General features: G+C 60.1%; 16 protein-coding genes. 4 read left to right on the top strand and 12 right to left on the bottom strand.

Annotated features, from left to right (window positions below):
* Positions 1 to 9: 9 nt before the first annotated feature.
* Both SVU69_08010 and SVU69_08005 read left to right on the top strand, forming a co-directional pair.
* Positions 10 to 1,887, top strand: coding sequence for a V-type ATP synthase subunit A (locus SVU69_08010; protein MDY6942945.1), 1,878 nt, complete (start codon positions 10 to 12; stop codon positions 1,885 to 1,887).
* A 186-nt stretch (positions 1,888 to 2,073) separates the two neighbouring features.
* A complete protein-coding gene (locus tag SVU69_08005) occupies positions 2,074 to 2,367 on the top strand; it encodes a hypothetical protein (protein MDY6942944.1) in 294 nt (97 codons plus the stop codon).
* A 122-nt stretch (positions 2,368 to 2,489) separates the two neighbouring features.
* On the opposite strand, the gene SVU69_08000 is transcribed toward SVU69_08005, so the two are convergent.
* The 9 genes from SVU69_08000 to SVU69_07960 all read right to left on the bottom strand — a co-directional run bounded on the left by SVU69_08000 (position 2,490) and on the right by SVU69_07960 (position 15,327).
* Complete coding sequence (locus SVU69_08000) at positions 2,490 to 3,911, bottom strand: PepSY-associated TM helix domain-containing protein (GenBank protein MDY6942943.1); 1,422 nt, start codon at positions 3,909 to 3,911, stop codon at positions 2,490 to 2,492.
* Positions 3,912 to 3,913: 2 nt separating this feature from the next.
* Positions 3,914 to 4,462 carry a hypothetical protein gene (locus tag SVU69_07995; GenBank protein ID MDY6942942.1) on the bottom strand — a complete coding sequence of 183 codons (549 nt, stop codon included), beginning with the start codon at positions 4,460 to 4,462 and terminating at the stop codon, positions 3,914 to 3,916.
* Positions 4,463 to 4,522: 60 nt separating this feature from the next.
* Positions 4,523 to 6,712: a TonB-dependent siderophore receptor gene (locus SVU69_07990; GenBank protein ID MDY6942941.1), complete on the bottom strand. Its 2,190-nt coding sequence runs from the start codon at positions 6,710 to 6,712 to the stop codon at positions 4,523 to 4,525.
* Between the two features lie 104 nt (positions 6,713 to 6,816).
* Positions 6,817 to 7,986 (bottom strand): heparan-alpha-glucosaminide N-acetyltransferase domain-containing protein, encoded by a 1,170-nt coding sequence (locus tag SVU69_07985; protein MDY6942940.1) that lies wholly within the window; start codon positions 7,984 to 7,986, stop codon positions 6,817 to 6,819.
* Positions 7,983 to 10,409, bottom strand: a complete 2,427-nt coding sequence (locus tag SVU69_07980; protein MDY6942939.1) for a GNAT family N-acetyltransferase — start codon at positions 10,407 to 10,409, stop codon at positions 7,983 to 7,985. Before SVU69_07980 ends, SVU69_07985 begins: the two co-directional genes overlap by 4 nt.
* Positions 10,376 to 11,563, bottom strand: coding sequence for an MFS transporter (locus tag SVU69_07975; GenBank protein ID MDY6942938.1), 1,188 nt, complete (start codon positions 11,561 to 11,563; stop codon positions 10,376 to 10,378). The genes SVU69_07980 and SVU69_07975 overlap by 34 nt, the downstream gene beginning before the upstream one ends.
* Positions 11,560 to 12,924, bottom strand: coding sequence for a SidA/IucD/PvdA family monooxygenase (locus SVU69_07970; protein ID MDY6942937.1), 1,365 nt, complete (start codon positions 12,922 to 12,924; stop codon positions 11,560 to 11,562). Before SVU69_07970 ends, SVU69_07975 begins: the two co-directional genes overlap by 4 nt.
* Positions 12,925 to 14,508: an aspartate aminotransferase family protein gene (locus SVU69_07965; GenBank protein MDY6942936.1), complete on the bottom strand. Its 1,584-nt coding sequence runs from the start codon at positions 14,506 to 14,508 to the stop codon at positions 12,925 to 12,927.
* 336 nt (positions 14,509 to 14,844) lie between these two features.
* On the bottom strand, positions 14,845 to 15,327 hold the full coding sequence (locus tag SVU69_07960; protein ID MDY6942935.1) for a cupin domain-containing protein: 483 nt from the start codon (positions 15,325 to 15,327) through the stop codon (positions 14,845 to 14,847).
* 218 nt (positions 15,328 to 15,545) lie between these two features.
* Between SVU69_07960 and SVU69_07955 the strand changes: the two genes are divergently transcribed.
* Positions 15,546 to 15,905, top strand: coding sequence for a CidA/LrgA family protein (locus SVU69_07955; protein MDY6942934.1), 360 nt, complete (start codon positions 15,546 to 15,548; stop codon positions 15,903 to 15,905).
* Positions 15,905 to 16,627 (top strand): LrgB family protein, encoded by a 723-nt coding sequence (locus tag SVU69_07950; GenBank protein ID MDY6942933.1) that lies wholly within the window; start codon positions 15,905 to 15,907, stop codon positions 16,625 to 16,627. The genes SVU69_07955 and SVU69_07950 overlap by 1 nt, the downstream gene beginning before the upstream one ends.
* Here the strand turns inward: SVU69_07950 and SVU69_07945 are convergent.
* The 3 genes from SVU69_07945 to SVU69_07935 all read right to left on the bottom strand — a co-directional run.
* Complete coding sequence (locus SVU69_07945) at positions 16,578 to 17,348, bottom strand: CDP-alcohol phosphatidyltransferase family protein (GenBank protein ID MDY6942932.1); 771 nt, start codon at positions 17,346 to 17,348, stop codon at positions 16,578 to 16,580. The genes SVU69_07950 and SVU69_07945 overlap by 50 nt on opposite strands.
* Positions 17,345 to 18,226, bottom strand: a complete 882-nt coding sequence (locus SVU69_07940) for a class I SAM-dependent methyltransferase (protein ID MDY6942931.1) — start codon at positions 18,224 to 18,226, stop codon at positions 17,345 to 17,347. Before SVU69_07940 ends, SVU69_07945 begins: the two co-directional genes overlap by 4 nt.
* 3 nt (positions 18,227 to 18,229) lie before the next feature.
* Positions 18,230 to 18,953: glycosyltransferase family 4 protein (locus SVU69_07935; protein ID MDY6942930.1), on the bottom strand; the 724-nt coding region annotated here is incomplete at its 5' end.

Raw genomic sequence — 18,953 nt, 5'->3', positions numbered from 1 at the left:
GAGGATAACATGAACGCAACTGACCGCAAGAAATCGAATTTCGGCGATCCGGCCCTGGACTCACCACCGGCCAAAGTCGTCGGCGTGCGCGACGATATCGTCACCATCGAAGCACAACAGCTCGACGGTCGCTTAGCGCCTTTAATGAAAAATGAGATGGTGCTGATCTGCCCCTTTGCCGATGACGAAAAACGTGACCGTGGAGAGCGGCTGAAGGCCGAAACACTTCGCGTCCGGGGTCGCGTCGCTGACGTTCAAGTGTTCGAGGATACGGCCGGCGTGGGCATTGGCGACCCGGTAGTGCAAACCGGCGAGATGCTTTCCGTCTCCCTGGGTCCCGGATTACTGGGACAGGTCTACGATGGACTACAAAATCCGCTTGCGGGACTCGCCGCGGGCTACGGCGCCTTCCTGCCGCGGGGCGTGGAGAGTCCCGCGCTGGACGAACAAAAAAAGTGGTCGTTCACCGCCCGGGCCCGGGTAGGGGACACAATGTACGGCGGCGATGTGCTGGGAACGGTTCAGGAAGGCCGTTTTGTCCATAAAATCATGCTGCCCTTCAACCAAGCAGATGCGGTCGAGATCGCGTGGATACAGGAAGGCAGTTTTACCATCGACACGGTGATCGCCCGAGCACAAGACAGCCAAGGACGGGAAAGCGCCATTACCATGGCTCAGCGTTGGCCGGTGCGGCGGCCTTTATCCGGGCCGCTACTTGATGCCCGCCGAGCCCAACGAATCTACCCTCAGGAACCGCTGATCACGTCCTTAAGGCTGATCGACACGTTTTTCCCCGTGGCACGGGGTGGTACAGCCTGTATTCCCGGGCCTTTCGGGGCCGGAAAAACGGTCCTGCAAAGCCTGATTTCCCGCTTTGCCAGCGTCGATGTGGTGATTATCGTGGCCTGCGGCGAACGGGCCGGTGAGGTGGTGGAAACCATCCAGGAATACCCGCAAATGGTCGATCCGAAAAGTGGTGGCTCACTGATGGATCGGACCATCATCATCTGTAATACCTCGTCCATGCCCGTGGCGGCGCGGGAAGCATCCATCTATACCGGCGTGACGCTGGGCGAATACTATCGGCAAATGGGTTACGAGGTGCTGCTGATCGCCGATTCGACCTCGCGCTGGGCCCAGGCCATGCGGGAGACCTCAGGCCGATTGGAGGAAATTCCCGGCGAGGAAGCCTTTCCTGCCTACCTGGATTCAGCCATCCGCAGCATTTACGAACGCGCGGGCGTACTGACGACGGCCGACGGGAAATCGGGCAGTTTGACCATGATCGGCACCGTCTCACCAGCCGGCGGGAACTTCGAAGAACCCGTGACGCAGTCGACTCTGAACACCGTCAAGACCTTTCTGGGACTCAGCGCCGAGCGCGCCTACAAACGATTCTACCCCGCTGTGGACCCGCTGATCTCCTGGTCCCGCTATTTGCAACAGCTCCGCCCCTGGTATCGACAGGAAATGGGTTCCGATTGGACCGAAAAAGTCTCGCACATGCAGGACTTACTGCGCCGAGGAGAAAGCATCCTACAAATGATGCAGGTAACCGGCGAGGAGGGCGTTTCCAATGAGGACTTCGTGACCTACCAGAAAAGCCTCATGCTCGATATGGTCTATCTGCAGCAAGACGCCTTCGATCCGGTCGATGCTTCCGTTCCCTTGAAACGCCAACGCAAATCGTTCAATTGCCTTTATGAGCTTCTCACTCGCGACTACCGCTTCGCCGATAAAGCAACGGCCCGCGACTTTTTCGTGCGGATGACCGGGCTATGGAAAAACCTCAATTACTCCGCCGATGGCTCAAAGGAATTCGACCGATACTGGCAGGAAATCCAATCCCTCGCTGATTCCGCTCAACAAGCCGCTTCCCGCATCTAAAGCTGACCCGATCACTCTGAATCGCCAGCGCCGCGAGAAGCACACAATACCAAAAAATCAAGTGACAAAGTTACAAAAACGGACACTTGAATCGCTCGATGACTTTGCCAAACTTATGGTGAGCTTTACTTAACCGCGACATCATTGAGATGTCACATCCAAACCAGAAGTTAAGGAGTCATCCCTATGGAATCTGTTCTCAAGACCACCTTGATCGCCACAAGTCTGTTTGCCCTACCGCTGGCTGCCCACGCCGAGCTCCGCCCCATGGCCGATGCCGAGCTGAAAGCGGTCACCGGGCAAGCCTCCTTTAGCATTGGTGGTGGTTTCGGTGGCGGCTATGGATACGCCTACGAAGGCGCGTTCGGAACCTTCGGTGGAGGCACCAACGTGGAGTTCTTCACGTTCGAAAAGAGCTTGGAAACCGAATTCGCTATTCCGCCCGTACTAATCGATATTCTCGAGGCGATTCTCGACTGATCGGGCGAGCGGAATGATTTTCCTGCTTCCTCGCGGACGGGATTGACGTCCCAAAACGGGGGTGTCTGCAGACACCCCCGTTTTGCCAGAAGGCGCAGCGGCCATAAACTGATGAAGTGCGGTTAGCGTCCGCGTAACCCGGCTCCCAGGACAGCCGCAACCAGCGCAACTGCGATTAGCGTGCCATTAACCCAACCGGTCGCCCCGGTCTGCGTTTGGATACCGAATCGGGCCAGATGAATCACGGCCACGGCGGCCAAGCCGCCCGCTAAGGCCCAGACCAGCCACCTCGCGGTTTTCCGTTCGTCTTGTAGGATCACACCCAACAAACAGGCCGTGAAAAGACCCAGTGCGAAAACCGGCAACGGCGTGACACCAAGCAGCGCCCCTGACGCGGCCACCGACAAGGCCAACGGTGCGCCCCAGACAAACCCTGCCCACAGATCGTTGACCGCGCTGCGATAGGCGCGCTTGGCCAACCAGATATTGACCCCGGTCACGCATATCGCCGTCAACGCCAATCCCATCAATCCGTAAAGCAGCTTCACCCATAGACCGGCGAAGTTCCCGAAGTGCAAGCGATAAACCGAGTAGGCAACCTGGCGTCCACGCGGCCCGTCTGACAGCGCCTGACGATTCATGTATTCGCCCGCCGACGTGAAACGGTAAATCTCCGAATAAATCAGTCTTCGGGGAACGCGGGCGGCAATCTCCACATACTGCCGGCGCGTGCCGGGATGCATCAGGGCGACATACATCGGCTCAGCCTTCGGGTCCACGAGCGCCAGCGACCGCAATGCCGAATCCACATCCGGCGAGACCGCTTCCTGCACAAACACCACCGGGTCTGACCCGTACATTTGGGCGAAAACTTGCTCGCGATCACCGTCGTGAAAAGTCTCCGCAACGCCCGCGTAAAACAGACTAACCAAACCCAGAAAGGCACCGGTCAGTGCGATCATCAAGTGGAACGGCAAGCCCCAGACGCTGAGACGGTTGTGGAGATCCACCTTCGCCAGACGCCCCGCACCTCCGGTACGGAGCCGGAACGCATCACGGACGATGGTCGGATGGGCCAACAGCCCGGAAAAAATCAAGCTGCAGAGGAAAACGCCCAATGCACCCACGAAAATCACACCGGGAACCGTGGGGAGATGGAGCTGGATATGCAAGGATTGCAACATCCGCGTCCAGCGCGCTTCAGAGCGTATCCCCAGCGTACCGTCGGCGTCCACGAACCACTCCTCGTCGCCCGCAGATAGGTGCAAGCGCGGCATGGCAACCGACGGCAACACAACGTAGACGGTCTCAGGTAGCGAAGCGGATTGCTTGAGGAAGTTAGCAATTGCCGCATCGATTTGCGATCCGGAATAATCGGTGTTTTCGGTGACTTGAGGTTGCTCCCAACGCTCGAACTCTTCGAAAAACACCACCAGTGTGCCGGTCAGACAAATCAGATACATCAGAGCACCGACGACCAATCCGATTCCTGAGTGCGCCGAAAGGGAGCGGCGAACGGTCGCCGGTGAAATTCGCCGGCCCATGGCTATGGAACGAATGTCAGCAGGGCGACATTAGCGGCAATGACACCGGTCGCCGCCAAGGCGGGTGCGCGCAGACGTTCCGCAGCGGCCACCCAAACGCCCCATAACGCCCAACCGATCAAAAAGCCGAAGCTGCCGAGGGCAAGCCGGTCGGCCGGATCACCCGGCAAGAACCCAACCAGCACCAACCCGGCGGTGGCACTCGACAGGAAAGCGAGGGGACCAAACACGATCAGCCGAGCCGCCACCCGGCGGATTCTAGTCCCGCCCGGCCATTGCACACGATCGCGCGGGCGGTGATTAACCGCCGATGGCTTGGATTGACGTCGAAAAAAGACCACGGCCCAAGCGAAAACGGCAGTGGCAACACAAACGTAGACCGCCGCGTACTCCCAACCGCTAATCCCGGCCCACGCCGCGAATGAGGTCGCAACCAACAACCAACCCCCAATAGCCAACCGCCGCCGCGAACGGCCCTTCGCCGACCAGGCGCTATACAATAGGGCGACGCCTGAGGCGTCAGTCGCCAGCGCAATCCATCCTGTCATCATATCCCAACCTTTTAATCTCCCATCCCGCCCGGCAGTGCGCCCCCACGACCCGCTGATGGATCAAAATACGTATCGCAACCCGGCCTCGTAAATGCGCTCCTCGCCGAACCAGCAATTGTTGGCATCGAAACAGGTGTAATAGGTCTCATCGAATACATTGGCCGCGGTCAAAGTCGCGGTCATCGATGTCAGGCGAGGATGTAGCTGCCCGAGATCATAGAGCACACTCGTGTCCACCAGTGTTCGGGACGGCACAGTATCGCTATTCAACGAATCCAACTGCGTCTTGCCGGCGTAGCGCAAACCTGCACCCACATCAAGACCCGCCCAGGGTCCGACATCAAAGGCGTAGTTGGCCCACAACGATGCCGACTCTTCGATGACCCAAACCGGTGTCTTACCCGCCAGCCCACGGTTGTCTCTAGTGATCTCGGCGTCGAGCAGCGTCGCATTCAACGACAAACGCAAATTATGAAGCGGCTCACTGAACGCCTCCAGCTCCACGCCACGGGAGCGAATCTCACCGGCCTGAATCAGGTCATATGGCCCGCCCTGCGGGTCGCGGGTGAGGTCATTTTCCTTTGTGATATTGAAGGCGCTTAGGGTCACGGTATGCCGATAGTCGAAGGAGCTGTACTTAACCCCGGCTTCCCACTGAGCCGCCTCCGCCGGCACGAACTTGTTGCCGTTGCGATCGGTTCCGGCCAGGGCTTCGAAGCTCTCGGAATAACTGACGTAGGGCGAAAAGCCGTTGTCGAACTGGTAGAGCATGCCCACCCGGCCGTTGAAGTCGGTCTGCTCGAAGGTGTCTCGTACCTCGAAGCCGTATTTCCTTCCGTCCTCACGTTGCTCGTAGCGATCGTAACGACCACCGGCGATCAGTATCCAACGGCCCAGACGAACCTGATCTTGCAGATAAACCCCGGTCTGCTCGTATTCCAGATCGAAATCACTACTCAGTTGTCGCCCGCGGAAATCCAGCAACGCCCTTAGATCGCCGATGGAACGCACATCGGCCAGCCCGATGTCATAGCGCAATGCATCCGGATCAATGGCCCGGTTATTCGGATCGTAGAGGTCGAGGGGCGCGGCGATCGTATCCTGATAAATAATGCCGGATTCCAGCTTGAGATAATCCAGCCCCAGCAACAGATGATGTTGCATTCCGGCGAAATCGATCCATCCCGACAGCTGGTTGTCGATGGTGATCCCTTCGCTGGTTTCTTCGGTACGATACGCCCGTCGGTTCAAGGTCCGGCCATCGGCTTCCAGGCCAGTATTGTAAGTATTCTCCTGGTACAGATCGCCCTTGAGCAAACGCGCGTTCTGCAAAAACGACCAGCGCTGACCGAAACGATGGGCTAACTGATAGCCCGGCATGATGATCTGCCGGTCGAAGGTATTGTAGTTGGCATCCCCCGCATACGCGTCCGGCTCGAGCCGTCCGTTGGGATTCGAATACACCGTGCCCTTGGCCGGTAACGAATTGTAGATACCGGCCGAGGGATCATCCTGGTAGTACAAATTCAGGTTCAACGAGGTATCGGGCGTCAGCTGCCAATTCACCGTCGGCGCGAACAGATAGCGCTCTTCCTCCGAGGTAATCGCTTGGCCGTCGCGTTGGCGGCCCAAGGCAACCACACTGTAGGAAATCGGGGAGTCGGCCACTTGCCCGGTAAACTCGCCTTGCACTTCGACCAGATTCCGACTACCCAGCGCAAAGCGCAGTTCGTTGTAGCGATCGACACTCGGTTGTTTGGCCAACAGATTTACCAGCCCGCCGGGCGGCTGGTTGCCGTAAAGAACCGACGCCGGCCCCTTGAAGACCTCGACCCGTTCCACCGCCGCCAAATCAATCTGCGGCTGCAAATTCCAGCCGTTGAAAAGCAGCAACAAGCCGTCGTAAGCCGTTTGGTAGTTCTGAAAGCCACGGATCGTGTACTGATCCAGCCGGGTAATGCCGCCACCACGTAACTCCGGCGTCACCCCGGGGGTATAGCGCAGCGCTTCGCTCACCGAGTCGCCGCCGCGCCGCTCTAGTGCCTCGCTGTCAATCACTGTAATACTGCCCGGCGTCTCCTCCGGTTCCAATGCCGATTTGGTCGCGGTGCTGCGGTAGGTTTCGCTTTCCACGACCAAGGTCGGCAGCTCTCGGGGCTCCGTCCCTTCAGCCGCGGCTACCCCCGGAAAGACCAATAACACGACCCCGAATAGCGTGATTAAGCGCCTTAGAATTTGTAACCCAAACATGTTTGATTCCTAATCCCGATTAAAACAGCACAAAGCGTTTCGCGAATTTCCACCGGACCATTGGCAATTCGAGGCAGCCCGGCATCCACTCGGAATACAACCGCTCACGCGCTCAGCTGTTGCCGCCGCAACTGCCCAACCGCCCGGCGTAGCATCCACTCCACACCCAAGGTGGCCACAACCATCACCGGCATCATCCCCACAACTTGCCAGACCCCCAGGGTCTGATAGCCAATCAGCCCCATGAACCAGCAGATCAGCGTCCACTGCACGACGTAGAGGGTGGTGACATGGGCGCTCAGGTAGGTCAGGGAAACGCGAAACCATTGCCGGTCCCGAAAGGGCGTGGCGACAAACCTGGCGCCGAGGTAGAACACACACAGCCCGGCGCCGATGAGATACACCGCCCCACCGGGTCCGGTGTGGAAGAAATCGTTAAAGTGGTATGCCCAATCCGTGAGGGTGATCGCGCCGCCGCCGATCAACAGGATCGGCCCGAGAATTCCCGCCGCCCGAAACAACGCCTGCTCATCGCGACCCTTCTCCAGGTAATGCATACCCAGGAACATGCCCACCAAAATGTTGGCGATCCAGGGAAACACCGGGAAATATACGTTCCACTCCGTACCCCAGAGCAGATCCAGGCAGTAATCCGCCACCGGGTGCCCGATACGGGTTCCGCGAACCAACGCGGAGAACCCCACCGCGACGAAGGCGAGGGCCAATACCCCGTACTTGTTCGACACCCAGTGGCGTACCAAACCGATCAGGACGAACGAGATACCGGCCATGGGTAAGATGTCGCCGGTGGCCACGAGGTATAGCGCCTGATTTAGCGTCAGTGGCGACCGCCAGCCATAAGCCTCGATGAACGCTTCGGGCATAGTGCCGAACACGTAAATGGGCACGATGAACTTCAGCGTATTCAGGCCATAGGCCACCAGCAAAATGACCACGCCACGGCGCAGGGCGCGACCCAGACTCCGGTCGCGCACCACCATGAACGAAAATCCCATGGTAATAAGAAACGCACAAGCGCCTTGGCCGGCAATATGGACCCACTGGCCGAACCCGGATTCCACTTGGGCCTCGCGGGTTCCGAACATCCACAAGGTGTGGACGGCGATCATAAAAAGCACCGCCGCACCCCGCGCCATATCAATGGCAAACACCCGCGCGCTGGGGGAGGAAACGCCGGGGGTTACGGAGTGGGCGGTGAGCGGATCAGGCTGTCCGGTCGCCGTGAAACCCCGTATATCGGGCGTGACACTCATGTCGATCTCCGGTTCGGACGGTAAGCCGTAATGGGGTTGTCCAGCTGGCCGGCAAAGGAAAGCGCCTCGAACGGATCGGCCAGATCGATCAGCTGCTGATTGTTTCTCAGTTGCAGACGATTCAGACAGGACAACTTGAACCGCTCGGCGAACAAATTCCGTTCGGCAAAGCGCTCGGCCATTCGCGGGTGTGCCTGCTGGTAGGCAATCACGCAGTCCGCCACCCGGGCCCAAAAGCGAGCGGGCGGATAATCAGCCTGATCGAGCAAGATCGCACTGAGATACCGAAAAAAGCAGTCGAACACATCAGTAAAGATGGACAACGTTTCTTTGTCTTCGGGCATCTTGACCGCGATGCGGGCGATTTTCCCGGGCACCGGCGTGCGTCCATTGAGCACCGAGACTTCCTCACCGATGTCTTTCATGATCGCGCCCACCGGCACATCGTCCTCAATCACCAGGATCACGTTTTCCCCATGGGGCATGAACACCAGTCCGTAGCGGTAATAGCAATGCAGAACCGGCGTCAGGTAGGCGCGAAAATAGCGCGTCAGCCAGGCATCGATGGATCGCCCGGAGCGCCGAATCAGCTGCGGTAGCAGCGCGTCGCCTTCGGCATCCACATGCAACAAGGCCGCCATGGTCATCAAGCGCTGATGGCCGCTGAGCCGGTGTACCGGACTTTCCCGCCACAAGGCGGCCAAGGTTTTGTTCAGATGACCGCCGCGCAGCGGCTCCTTGCCGTACAACGGGTGGCTGTAGCCGATACCGGCAACCTCCCGCAGCACACAAAACCCTTGCTGCTGCAGGTAGGGATCCTCTTCCACCAGATTGGCCACCCAATCGTTGACCGCGGGGTTGGTTTGCATGTAGTCCGGCGACAGACCGCGTGTGAACCCCATGTTCAACACCGAAAGCGCCGTCTTGACGTAGCGCTTACCGGGATTGCTGACATCAAACAGCGTTCGGATGGATTGCTGGGCCAGATAGGCGTCGTCACTCCGCCCGAGATACACCAGATGTCCCGTGGCCAGCTCCCCCGCAAACAGATGGGAGAGCTTATTGACCCACTGCCAGGGATGGACGGGCATCCAAAGATAGTCCTCGGGTGCGCGACCCGAATCCGTCAGGTGCTTCTCGAAGCGCCGACGGGTGGTGATATCGAGCTCTTCGTCCATCAATTGTTGGTAGTCAAGATCCCGGCTTCCGGAAAACCGCGCCCGACTACAGTGAACCGCCAACCAGATGAGCTGCACCGGGGATGCCGCCTCGGGCGCGTAGCGCTGCATGTCCTGGGCATCGAAGCCGATCCGCCCGCTGTTGGCGATGAACGCCGGATGGCCCTCGGTCATGGCCGTCTCGATGGTCTGGAAATCCGCACCAGCCAGTTCCTCGGCCGACCACGGGCAGGCCTGGTATTTACGCGCACGCGCCGCCGCGGTGGCCGCGACCTCTTCGACGTAAACCGGCAGATTCTGTGGCTTGATCCCAAGCGTCTCGGCAAACTCCACGACGAACTCGGCAGCATCCGGCGCCGCAGGCTGTCCATGGACCCATTTTTCGATGGAAGCCGGATCAATATCCCAATGATCCAGCGGCAACCGCCGCGCCTTGAAGGCATACGCAACCGCTCCGCACGGGCTGGTCAATCCATAGCGTCCCCACTCCCCCTGCCGCGCGGCAAGTACCGGTTGAATAATCCGCTCGTGGGAAAACTCCGCCAAACACTTACGGACCAGGGCGCGGTTTACGGCCTGCCATTGCGGACCGCCCACCGCTTGCACGCTTTCGGCTGCGGAAACAGGTACATGCGTATCTGACAGAGCGGTTTGCCAACGCAGCGCCGCGTCGTACTGGCGCCGCGTACAAAAAGCCAGATAGGCGGTTTTTTCCCCCATTTGCACCACTTGCCGATGGACGAATCCGACCCGTCGATTCAACGCGTGAATCTTGTGGTTTCGCCAGTCCGGCTCCACCACCACCCGGCGCGTCTCCGGCCGGCTGAACAGGTAAGCCATGACGGTACGCATCACCGCCAAACTGAATCCGTGCAGTGGCTCATCGGTCGGTGCGATGAGAAGATGCATGCCGACATCGCCGGGCCGCACGCAGTAACAACCGCCCACGGGGTCAGTCGCCGGATCGTAGCGCTCCACCAGAAAGCTCGGCTCGCCATTGAACAGGCCGAGGTAGGCGGCACAGCCCGGCTTGGTATTCAACTGGGCGTAGAACGCCGCCACGTCGGACACCGATGAATCCAACATGCCCCAATAACGGGCATAGGGCTCACGGGTCCAGCGTTGGACCTGCTCCGCATCGCCCTCCGGCGCCAACCGACGCAACGCGAATTCACCGAGGGGATCGGTCCTGCGAAGCAACTGCGGCGCATTCAGGCCGAGGGCATGCGTGCGAGTGATGGCCACAGGCGACTCCCGAATAGCACAACAAAAACGACGGTGGTCAGCGCAAAACCGATCAGGGCGACAACGAAGGGCATCTGCAGGTTGTAGCTCGACACCACCGATCCAACCGCGAAGGACGCCACGAGCACGCCGACGTTCTGAAAAATGTGGATCTTGCTGAAGTCGAGGGCGTAGTGAGCACGGTTGCTCAGCTCGAACACCAACACCTCCAACCGCACGGCGCCCTGGAATAACGCCCAGCCGAACACCACCCGGCCCAGCACAATGGCCACCGGGTGCGGCAGGCTTTGAATCGCCGCGCCGATCATGGCGAAGATCAACGCCTGAAAGACCACAGCAAAACTGTTGCGCGCGCGCCCGAAGCGACTGTTCAACCAAAGCCCGGCCAAGGCCACCCACGCTGGAATGGAATAGATCACGCCGGCCAGGAGCTCGCTGCCGCTCAGGGCAACCGACTCCCAATAGCGGGAGAAAAACGGCCGCATCATGAACGCGCTGAGATAAAACAGCAGGCTGATCACACCCAGTTGCAGCATCAGTGGATTACCGCGGGTTTCGCTCGCCTCCTCGACAGCCGATATATCCGGAGGCGGCTGGAGCACAGGGATGTGTCGGCTGCGGATAATGAGTGCACAGACGAGCACCTGCAGCACATCGGTACCGGCCATAATGAGATAGATGCTGCGCGGCTCGGCAAACTCGAGGATGGCGCCGCCGACCAGCGCGCCGCCGATGGCGCCGAAGTGCATCAGCACCGAGAACAGCCCGGCCACGCCCAGATGCTGGTCCTTTTCCTCCAATCGCATCACCAGTGGGTAGATCAGCAAATAGCTGGCCTTGAACACGAGCATGGCTTGGGTGATGACCCAGAAGTGCGGCAACGATTCGGTGAAGTAAGCGGCGATCCCAAGTGTTCCCGCAGCGATTTGCGTCAAGACCCAGAGATGGAACTCGTTGATGCGCCGCGCCACCTTGGCCCATAGGGGCAAGCTCATCATCACCGTGAAACAACACGCGGCGATGTAGAATCCCACGTGCTCAGGGCTGGTGTTGCCAAACTCCCGGGCAAAGAACTGAGGGTAGAAAGGCAATAGCATGGTGTCGGCGACGACCGAGACCCACGTCAGCAGGATCAAGCCGTGCTTGAGGCTCATGATGCCACCTGCCGGAGCGGGCGCGAGGCAGTGGCCAGATCGCCCGGTACGCCGAATTCCTGAAAGGCGATACGCTCTTCGACGGGGTAATGTGCCACGCCGGTCATCGCCTTGATGATGTGCGAGTTGCGGTAACACGCCATTCCGAGATCCGGGGTGACGAACCCGTGGGTGTGCAGCTCGGCGTTTTGCACGAAGATCTCCTCGCCGGCCCGATCGATGGTGTAGTTCCCGGCCACGGCAAAGCGGCCCGCGGCATCGAAACGGATGCGTGAGGCGATGCCGGCCAGGAAGGCCGGCGGGGTATAACGATACCCGGTCGCCACAATCAGGCCGTCGGTGTTCAGCACGTAATCGCGGCATTGCTCGGCATGATGCAGCGACAGTTCGAGCGCGCTGCTGACACGCACCACATCGCGTAATTCACTGTTGGTGTACAGCCGCACCCGCTGACCAAAATCCTCGCCCCGCTCATCCATGATCAATCGTTTCTGGTAAAGCAGCTCGTGGATGTCGTTGATCAGCGAACCATTGATGCCCTTGTATAAATTCGTCTGACTGGCGATCAGTGCATCGCGGGTTCGGCCGGGCAGGGCATGGAAATAGCGCACATACTCGGGTGAGGTCATCTCCAGGGTGAGCTTGGTGTACTCCAACGGCACGAAGCGCGGCGATCGCGTCACCCAGTTCAGGGTATAGGGGTGGCGCTCGATGCCCTGCAACAGATCGACAAAGATCTCCGCCGCGCTCTGGCCACTGCCCACCACCGTCAAGGCACCCAACGTCTTGAGCATCTCGTGTTGGTTCAGATACTCGCTTGAGTGGTGCACGTTGGCGGCTTGTTGAATTCCGCCATCACAGCATGACGGCCACCAGGGCGCCGGACCGGTGCCGAGCACCAACCGTGCCGCCCGATAGGTGCTGATTGCGCCATCGTGCACATGACGCGTGATCACCTCGTAACAGGCGCCGGCCTCGTCGTATCGGATCCCTTCCACGCGGGTATTCCAGCGAATGCTATCCAACTGAGCTGCCGCCCACTGGCAGTAGCGGTTGTATTCGCGCCGCAGAAGGAAAAAGTCCTCCCGTATATAGAATGAGTAGATCCTGCCCTGGCGCTTGATGTAATTGAGAAAACTCAGCGGATGGGTGGGGTCGGCGAGGGTCACCAGATCGGACAGAAACGGCGTTTGCAGATGCGCGTCATCGAACATCACACCGGGATGCCAATCGAAGCCGGGATTCTGGTCGACGAAGATTCCGTCCAGTCCCTCGATGGTCGAAGTCAGGCAGGCCAGGCTGAGATTGAACGGCCCCACGCCGACCGCCAGAAAGTCATGGATTTTTCCCCGCGTGTTCATTCAACTGACTCCAAAAAGCCGAGCGTCGGCTTGCGGGGCGGATGAGGCGGTGTCCAGCAACGCCTGGCCGTGCGTGCGCAAACCATCCAAAACCGCCCGCACGTCGGCCAGCGTGGTGGCCGGATTGAGCAAGGTGAATTTGAGATAACACCGACCCGCCTCGCGGGTGGCCGCGACCAGGGCCCGACCCTCCCGCATCAACGCTTTGCGAATCGCGGTGTTGAGTTGGTCCAGCTGCTCGGAATCGGTTACGCCTGCCGGCCGGTAACGGAAGACCAGGGTGCTCAGTGCAGGCCGATGCAGGACCTCGAAATCCGAATCCTGCGCCAACAGGTCGTACGCTGCCTGGGCCAGCGCCATGACGTGCTCGAACGCCTCGCCCAGCTTGTCCGGCCCCAGCACCCGCAAGGTCATCCACAACTTCAGCGCATCGAAGCGGCGCGTGGTCTGAAGGCTCTTGCAGACCAGGTTCGGCGTCTTCTCTTGCGTCTGGCTGAGCGGATTGAGGTAGTCGGCGTGGTAGGTCAGGCAGGCTAGGTGAGCGCGTTCTCTTACCATGAATGCACTGCAGCTCACCGGCTGCAGGAAAGACTTGTGGAAATCCACCGTGACCGAATCCGCCTGCTCGATGCCGGCCAGCAGCTCACGGGCTTTACGTGAGACCAGCAGCCCGCAACCGTAGGCCGCATCGGCATGAAGCCAAAGGCCTGCTTGCCGGCAGATGGGTGCCAACTCGACGATAGGGTCGATACTCCCGAAGTCCGTCGAGCCGAGCGTTGCCACGACCGCAATCGGCGTGTGACCGCCCCGACGGCATTGCTCGATGGCCATCTTCAGCGCCACCGGCGACATGCGGTAGTCGGCATCGCAATCCACCGGCACGATGGCATCCGCCCCAAGGCCGAGAATGGCAGCTGCCTTTTGCAGGCTGAAATGGGCAATTCGGGAGGCCAGAATCCGAAAGCCCGCCGCCTCGGTTGGCAGGCCTTGCCGTTGGATGCTGTAGCCGTTGAGCTGCACCAAGCAGTAATTGTCGCGTGCCAACAGCAGAGCCATCAGATTGGACTGCGTCCCGCCGCTGGTGAATACCCCGTCCGCCCGTTCACCAGCAAAGCCGATCCGCCGCGCGGTCCAATCGATGAGATGCTGCTCGATCAGCGTGGCCCCAGCGCTCTGATCCCAGGTATCGACCGACGAGTTAACCGCCGCGGTGATGAGCTCCGCCGCCACCGCCGGGTAGGCGATCGGGCAGTTGAGGTGCGCCATGTAACGCGGATGGTGAAAATACACCGCATCGTTGAGATAGAGCGACTGCAGCTCGTTCAAGGACTCGTTGAACGAATGCAAGGGTTCATCCAGGTCGACAGCGTTAAAGTACTCGGCGAGCTCGGCCGGCAAGATCCCGGAAAATGGCTGCTCCACGCTTTTCAGGCGGCCGGAAAGCAAACTTGCCGCGCACGCGACTGCCTGTTCGAATGCCGCTGTATGGTCGGTGTTTAACAAGCCATGGGTGGCATCCGGATAAGCATCACTTCCGGAAGAGTCGGAGGCGTCAAGGTCCGTGAGCGAAGATCCCAACAACATCGCAGCTCCCTGGCATCAGCCCTTGATGAGAATGGGAGCTAATCGTAAATGATTCTCATTTCCCTTTCAACAGGTCAAACACAGGAGGCGCCAATCTTCAGGAAATCGGGTTCGGAGCGCGCTGTCAGCCGAAACAGTCCGGTGAATGAACGAGCGCCCGGAGGCGAAGCGTGGGTCTGACCTAACGCACGATTTCGGGCAGGCTGATGGGGGAGGAGCGGTCAAGCTTAAAAAATGGATTGGGCCACGCTTTTTTTTATGATTCTGCCCACCAACGCCTTTCCCAACACCCGGCGCAGAAATCACAGCCGGGGTTTCCGATGTGACGCTTATTGTTCAGCGCACGTTGCCGGCCGTTGGCTCATCGATATCGCCTATGTCCACCAGGTTCCACGGCAAACCCTTCTGGCGATACAAGCGTTTTCCGAGCCGGGGATAGTCACCCACATCGTGGTCCAGGCGCTGTCCCACCACGATGCACTTCAACAGCGAATCACCGGTGTTTCTCAAAGTGTGCGCTTCTCCACCGGCTCGGTAACCGATAAAGTCGCCGGTGCTCACCGGGTAGGACTGATCGCCGATCACGGCCTCGGCCTGACCTTCGAGCACGTAGACGCACTCATCTTCGTAGTAGTGCTTGTGGAACTCCGTGGACTCATGGCCCGGCTGAACCTCGATGATGTGGAATCCGAGGCCGGTTAGACCGGTGAGGTCGCCCAGCGACTTGTTCACGCGCTGCGCGTTGTCATTAAGGAAGTGGGTCTTATTGATCCCTTCGTACTGCTCAATCTCTTTTCTTGTGACAATGTACTTGTCCATCTCGCCCTCCGAGGGCTCGGCAAATCGCGGGTTCCCGGTTTGGGAAAGTGAGTGTAGCGAATGGCGCGCTATCGCTCACCGCCAGCTTGTTACCGTTCAAGCGTCTTGTCCAACAGATGCCTGAAGAAAAACGGGCCCGTGACGGTCGATGCCGGTGGACTAATCCCCACCATCTGGTAATTTGTGCCGGTGTTTTCCATCGCCGGAGCGGATCTGGAATGGCTATGCTGAATCAGTTGATTGGCCTGTTGGCGTTCCAGCTGGCCGGGGAAGTACTGGTGCGCGGGCTCGGCCTGCCCCTGCCCGGCCCAGTGGCAGGTATGATGTTGCTGTTTTTCTGGCTGTGGATTCGGGACAACCCCGGCCAAGAACTATTGCGTTTGAGCACTTGGGTTCAACGCCATATGGGCCTGCTATTCGTGCCCACGGGCGTGGGTCTGATGACTCAATACGAACGCTTGGGCCAACAGTGGTTCGCCATCATCGCCGGGCTGTTTGTCAGCACCGCGGTCACGCTAATTGTCACCGGCTATCTGATGTCCCGTCTCGGCGTTGCCGAGACGGGCGGTGAACCGTGATGGTGGCGTGGCAAATTCTCTGGGAGCGTGCCGATACGCGAACGCTGCTGGGTCTGTTACTGACCCTCACGGCCTACCGCATCGGCCTTTGGGGCTACCAGGCCAGTGGCCGCAATCCCATCCTGCACCCGGCCATTGTCGCCATCGCACTGCTGATCAGTTTGCTCACTGTGCTCGATGTCCCTTACGAAACGTATTTCTCGGGCGCCTATGCGCTGCATTTCCTGCTGGGCCCGGCCACGGTGGCTTTGGGTGTCCCTTTGTATCAAAACTTCACGCTGGTGCGCCAGCGGGCCAAACCCATTGTGTTGGGCCTGCTCGCCGGCGCCATCACCGCACCGGTATCGGCGGTGTTGATCGCCCACTTGCTGGGTGGGGATAGCGACACCTTGCGGTCCATGGCACCCAAGTCAGTCACCACGCCCATCGCTATCGAACTCGCCGAGCAGATTGGCGGTTTGCCGTCGCTGGCCGCGGCGATGGTGCTTTTAACCGGCGTGTTCGGCTGCCTGCTGGCACCGGGCCTTTACCGATGGTTGGGCATCCGCGACCCGGCCGCTCAGGGTTTTGCGCTGGGCGTGAGCGCCCACGGATTCGGGACCGTGAAGGCTTTCGAATGGGGCCCCACGGCGGGGGCTTTCGCCGCCTTGGGCCTGGGAATGACCGGCATTGTCACAGCCTCCCTGTTGCCCCTGACGGTGCAGTGGCTAGCGGCCTGGTGAGCAACCCATACGTATCACGGGCAAAAGAACAGACAACCAAAACCAGGCCGATCAGCGCCGCCACGGTGGCCACCAAAGGACCGATGATCGGTGCCATGCAGCCGGTCAATATGCCCGCGTTGATCATCGCCAAGGTGCCGCGGAATCGGCTGGGGGGCAACGGCCGACGCAAGCGGGGTAGCACATAGCCGAATGCGACAAAGCCGTAGCGCAAAAAGCCGGATAGCAAAATCCAGGCGCCCGTCTTGTCCATACGCCAGATGAGAAAACCCGCTACGAGGGCAAAGAGCGCATCCATTTCCATGTCGAACCGCGCGCCAAAACGGGAGGTGGTGCCACTGCGACGGGCCGCGTAGCCATCGAACCCGTCCAGCACCAAAAAAAGCGTGCTGCCCAGCACTAGCCACCAACTGCCGGATCGGGGCAAAAAGGCAGCACCGGCGATTAGGCACAGCAAGACGGCCCGAAGCAGGGTGATCCGGTTCCCCCAGCCGAAGCGATCATGGGGACGGTGGGCCGGTATACCCATAAGCACAATCCCCGCAACCGCCCAGTACGCCACCAGCGACCAACGGGCAGAGCCTTTTAAAAGAACGCCGTCCTGAACCAAAAACCACAACAACCAGGTGAGCACCAAACCGGTCAAGGCGAGTTCCAGCACCGTCACCAACCAAAGGGCGGGAAAGCTTCGCCTCGCGGCGGACCCGAGTGCATCGGTCATGGATCGTCCGGCCGGCGAAGAGCCAAAAGATCGAAATGGCCCACCCGAACACGCAGTCGACCGGCGGCAGCCTCCTGCAACCGCAGCGGTAGCCAGTGCTCTGCGATTCCACTGGCATGCGCAGTCTCCTGCTCCGCGGCGGCTGCGGCGACCCCACATACCCACTCGGCAAGCAAGCGGTTGCCCATGCCATCCAACTGCCAAGGCGTGGATTCCGATGCGATGCGATAACCGCACTCGTTCAATGCGCGGGACAACAAACGGTGGCCATCACCCCCGATCGCGGGACCGAAGCCCTTGTCCTTTTGCATATGGGCTTGGAAGGCCGAGCTCACAGCCTCATCCAGCTCATCGGACGGGGAAAAATCGATCGAACCGTCCACCGTCATGGCCAGATAGACCATCGGGACGCGCCAGCGCCGGCACCACTGGGCAAAATTTTCGATCCAATCAGCCGAGACCAAATCGCACCAGGCCGAGGCCACGATAGCATCACCGTAGAACGTGGTCGGCAAACGGGTCAAGTCATGCTGTTCAAAAGTGATTCGCAGCGTGGCGTCCGGTGTTTTCAACTCTAACGCCGGCCCCACGTGGCGAGCGCGGCATCCGGCGGCCGAGGCCCAGGCAAATAACGTATCGCGCGCACGCTGCAATAAGGCGACGTCGTGATCCAAAAGTCGCCAAGAGATCTCACCGGTCAAACGGGGCACCAAGGCTCTAAGCAGAGAACCGGTGCCGCCGGCGAACTCCAACACCGTACCGCCGGCGGTGAGATGTTCCGCCAATCGCTGCTGAAAGTGCCGGCTGCGGGCGGTGGCGTCGGCCCGTTCCCGGAGGGCCAGCCAGTCCGAATCGAAATGGGCGTCGGTCGATGACATGGCTTACCTCAATCCTGCCAGCTCGGTCAGGGCCCGGTCGAATTCGTAGCGAGCCTGGGACCAGCTACGCAGCTGCCGTCCGGCACGGCGGGCCGCCTGCGCCATCTGGCGCCCCCGGCGGGGTTGGCAAAGCACCGCAGCGATGGCCCGCCGCAGGGCTCGGGTATCGCCCGGCGGTACCAACCACCCAGCGCCGCGCGGCACGGTATCGGGTATGGCGCCGGCGGTGGTGCTAACCACCGGAAGCCCATGGATCAACGCTTCCGCCAAGGCCATGCCGTAGCCCTCGTGGTGGGAAGGCAATACGAATACGCTGGCCCGGCGGTAAGCACGCTCCAGCGTACGCTCGTCACACTCGCCTCGCAGCCGAACCCTTGATCCAAGACGCTGCCTCCGAATGATCGCCCGCACCCGCCGGGTTTGCTCGGCATCCCGATGCACGCTACCCAAACACTCCAGTCGCCAACGACGATGACGCAATCCGACCAAGGCCCTCAACAGCTCGGGATGCCCTTTACGCGGCGTGATGGTGGCCACGCACAGCAAGGCCGGCGTCGATGAGCGAGGACGCCGTGGCGGGCAGGCGGCACGGCGGGTTCCCGGGCTCACCACCCGGACACGAGCACCATCGTAGCCCCGGCCCACCAACGCCTGGCGGGTGGATTCACTGGTGCAAATCACGCCATCCAACTGTGCCAGTGCTCGCCGCTCAAGGGCGTCCAATTGG

Source organism: Pseudomonadota bacterium, from assembly GCA_034189865.1.
Lineage (GTDB): Bacteria > Pseudomonadota > Gammaproteobacteria > UBA5335 > UBA5335 > JAXHTV01.
The sequence above is the reverse complement of the archived record's forward strand: the minus strand, read 5'-3'. Positions and strand labels throughout refer to the sequence as shown.

Bases quoted from the DNA above. Each gene is read 5' to 3' on its own strand.
- SVU69_08000 (MDY6942943.1), bottom strand. From the start codon at position 3,911: ATGGGCCGGCGAATTTCACCGGCGACCGTTCGCCGCTCCCTTTCGGCG.
- SVU69_07965 (MDY6942936.1), bottom strand. From the start codon at position 14,508: ATGTTGTTGGGATCTTCGCTCACGGACCTTGACGCCTCCGACTCTTCC.
- SVU69_07950 (MDY6942933.1), top strand. From the start codon at position 15,905: ATGGTGGCGTGGCAAATTCTCTGGGAGCGTGCCGATACGCGAACGCTG.
- SVU69_07990 (MDY6942941.1), bottom strand. From the start codon at position 6,712: ATGTTTGGGTTACAAATTCTAAGGCGCTTAATCACGCTATTCGGGGTC.
- SVU69_07970 (MDY6942937.1), bottom strand. From the start codon at position 12,924: ATGAACACGCGGGGAAAAATCCATGACTTTCTGGCGGTCGGCGTGGGG.
- SVU69_07975 (MDY6942938.1), bottom strand. From the start codon at position 11,563: ATGAGCCTCAAGCACGGCTTGATCCTGCTGACGTGGGTCTCGGTCGTC.
- SVU69_07955 (MDY6942934.1), top strand. From the start codon at position 15,546: ATGGCTATGCTGAATCAGTTGATTGGCCTGTTGGCGTTCCAGCTGGCC.
- SVU69_07985 (MDY6942940.1), bottom strand. From the start codon at position 7,986: ATGAGTGTCACGCCCGATATACGGGGTTTCACGGCGACCGGACAGCCT.
- SVU69_07940 (MDY6942931.1), bottom strand. From the start codon at position 18,226: ATGTCATCGACCGACGCCCATTTCGATTCGGACTGGCTGGCCCTCCGG.
- SVU69_08005 (MDY6942944.1), top strand. From the start codon at position 2,074: ATGGAATCTGTTCTCAAGACCACCTTGATCGCCACAAGTCTGTTTGCC.
- SVU69_07995 (MDY6942942.1), bottom strand. From the start codon at position 4,462: ATGATGACAGGATGGATTGCGCTGGCGACTGACGCCTCAGGCGTCGCC.
- SVU69_07960 (MDY6942935.1), bottom strand. From the start codon at position 15,327: ATGGACAAGTACATTGTCACAAGAAAAGAGATTGAGCAGTACGAAGGG.
- SVU69_07945 (MDY6942932.1), bottom strand. From the start codon at position 17,348: ATGACCGATGCACTCGGGTCCGCCGCGAGGCGAAGCTTTCCCGCCCTT.
- SVU69_08010 (MDY6942945.1), top strand. From the start codon at position 10: ATGAACGCAACTGACCGCAAGAAATCGAATTTCGGCGATCCGGCCCTG.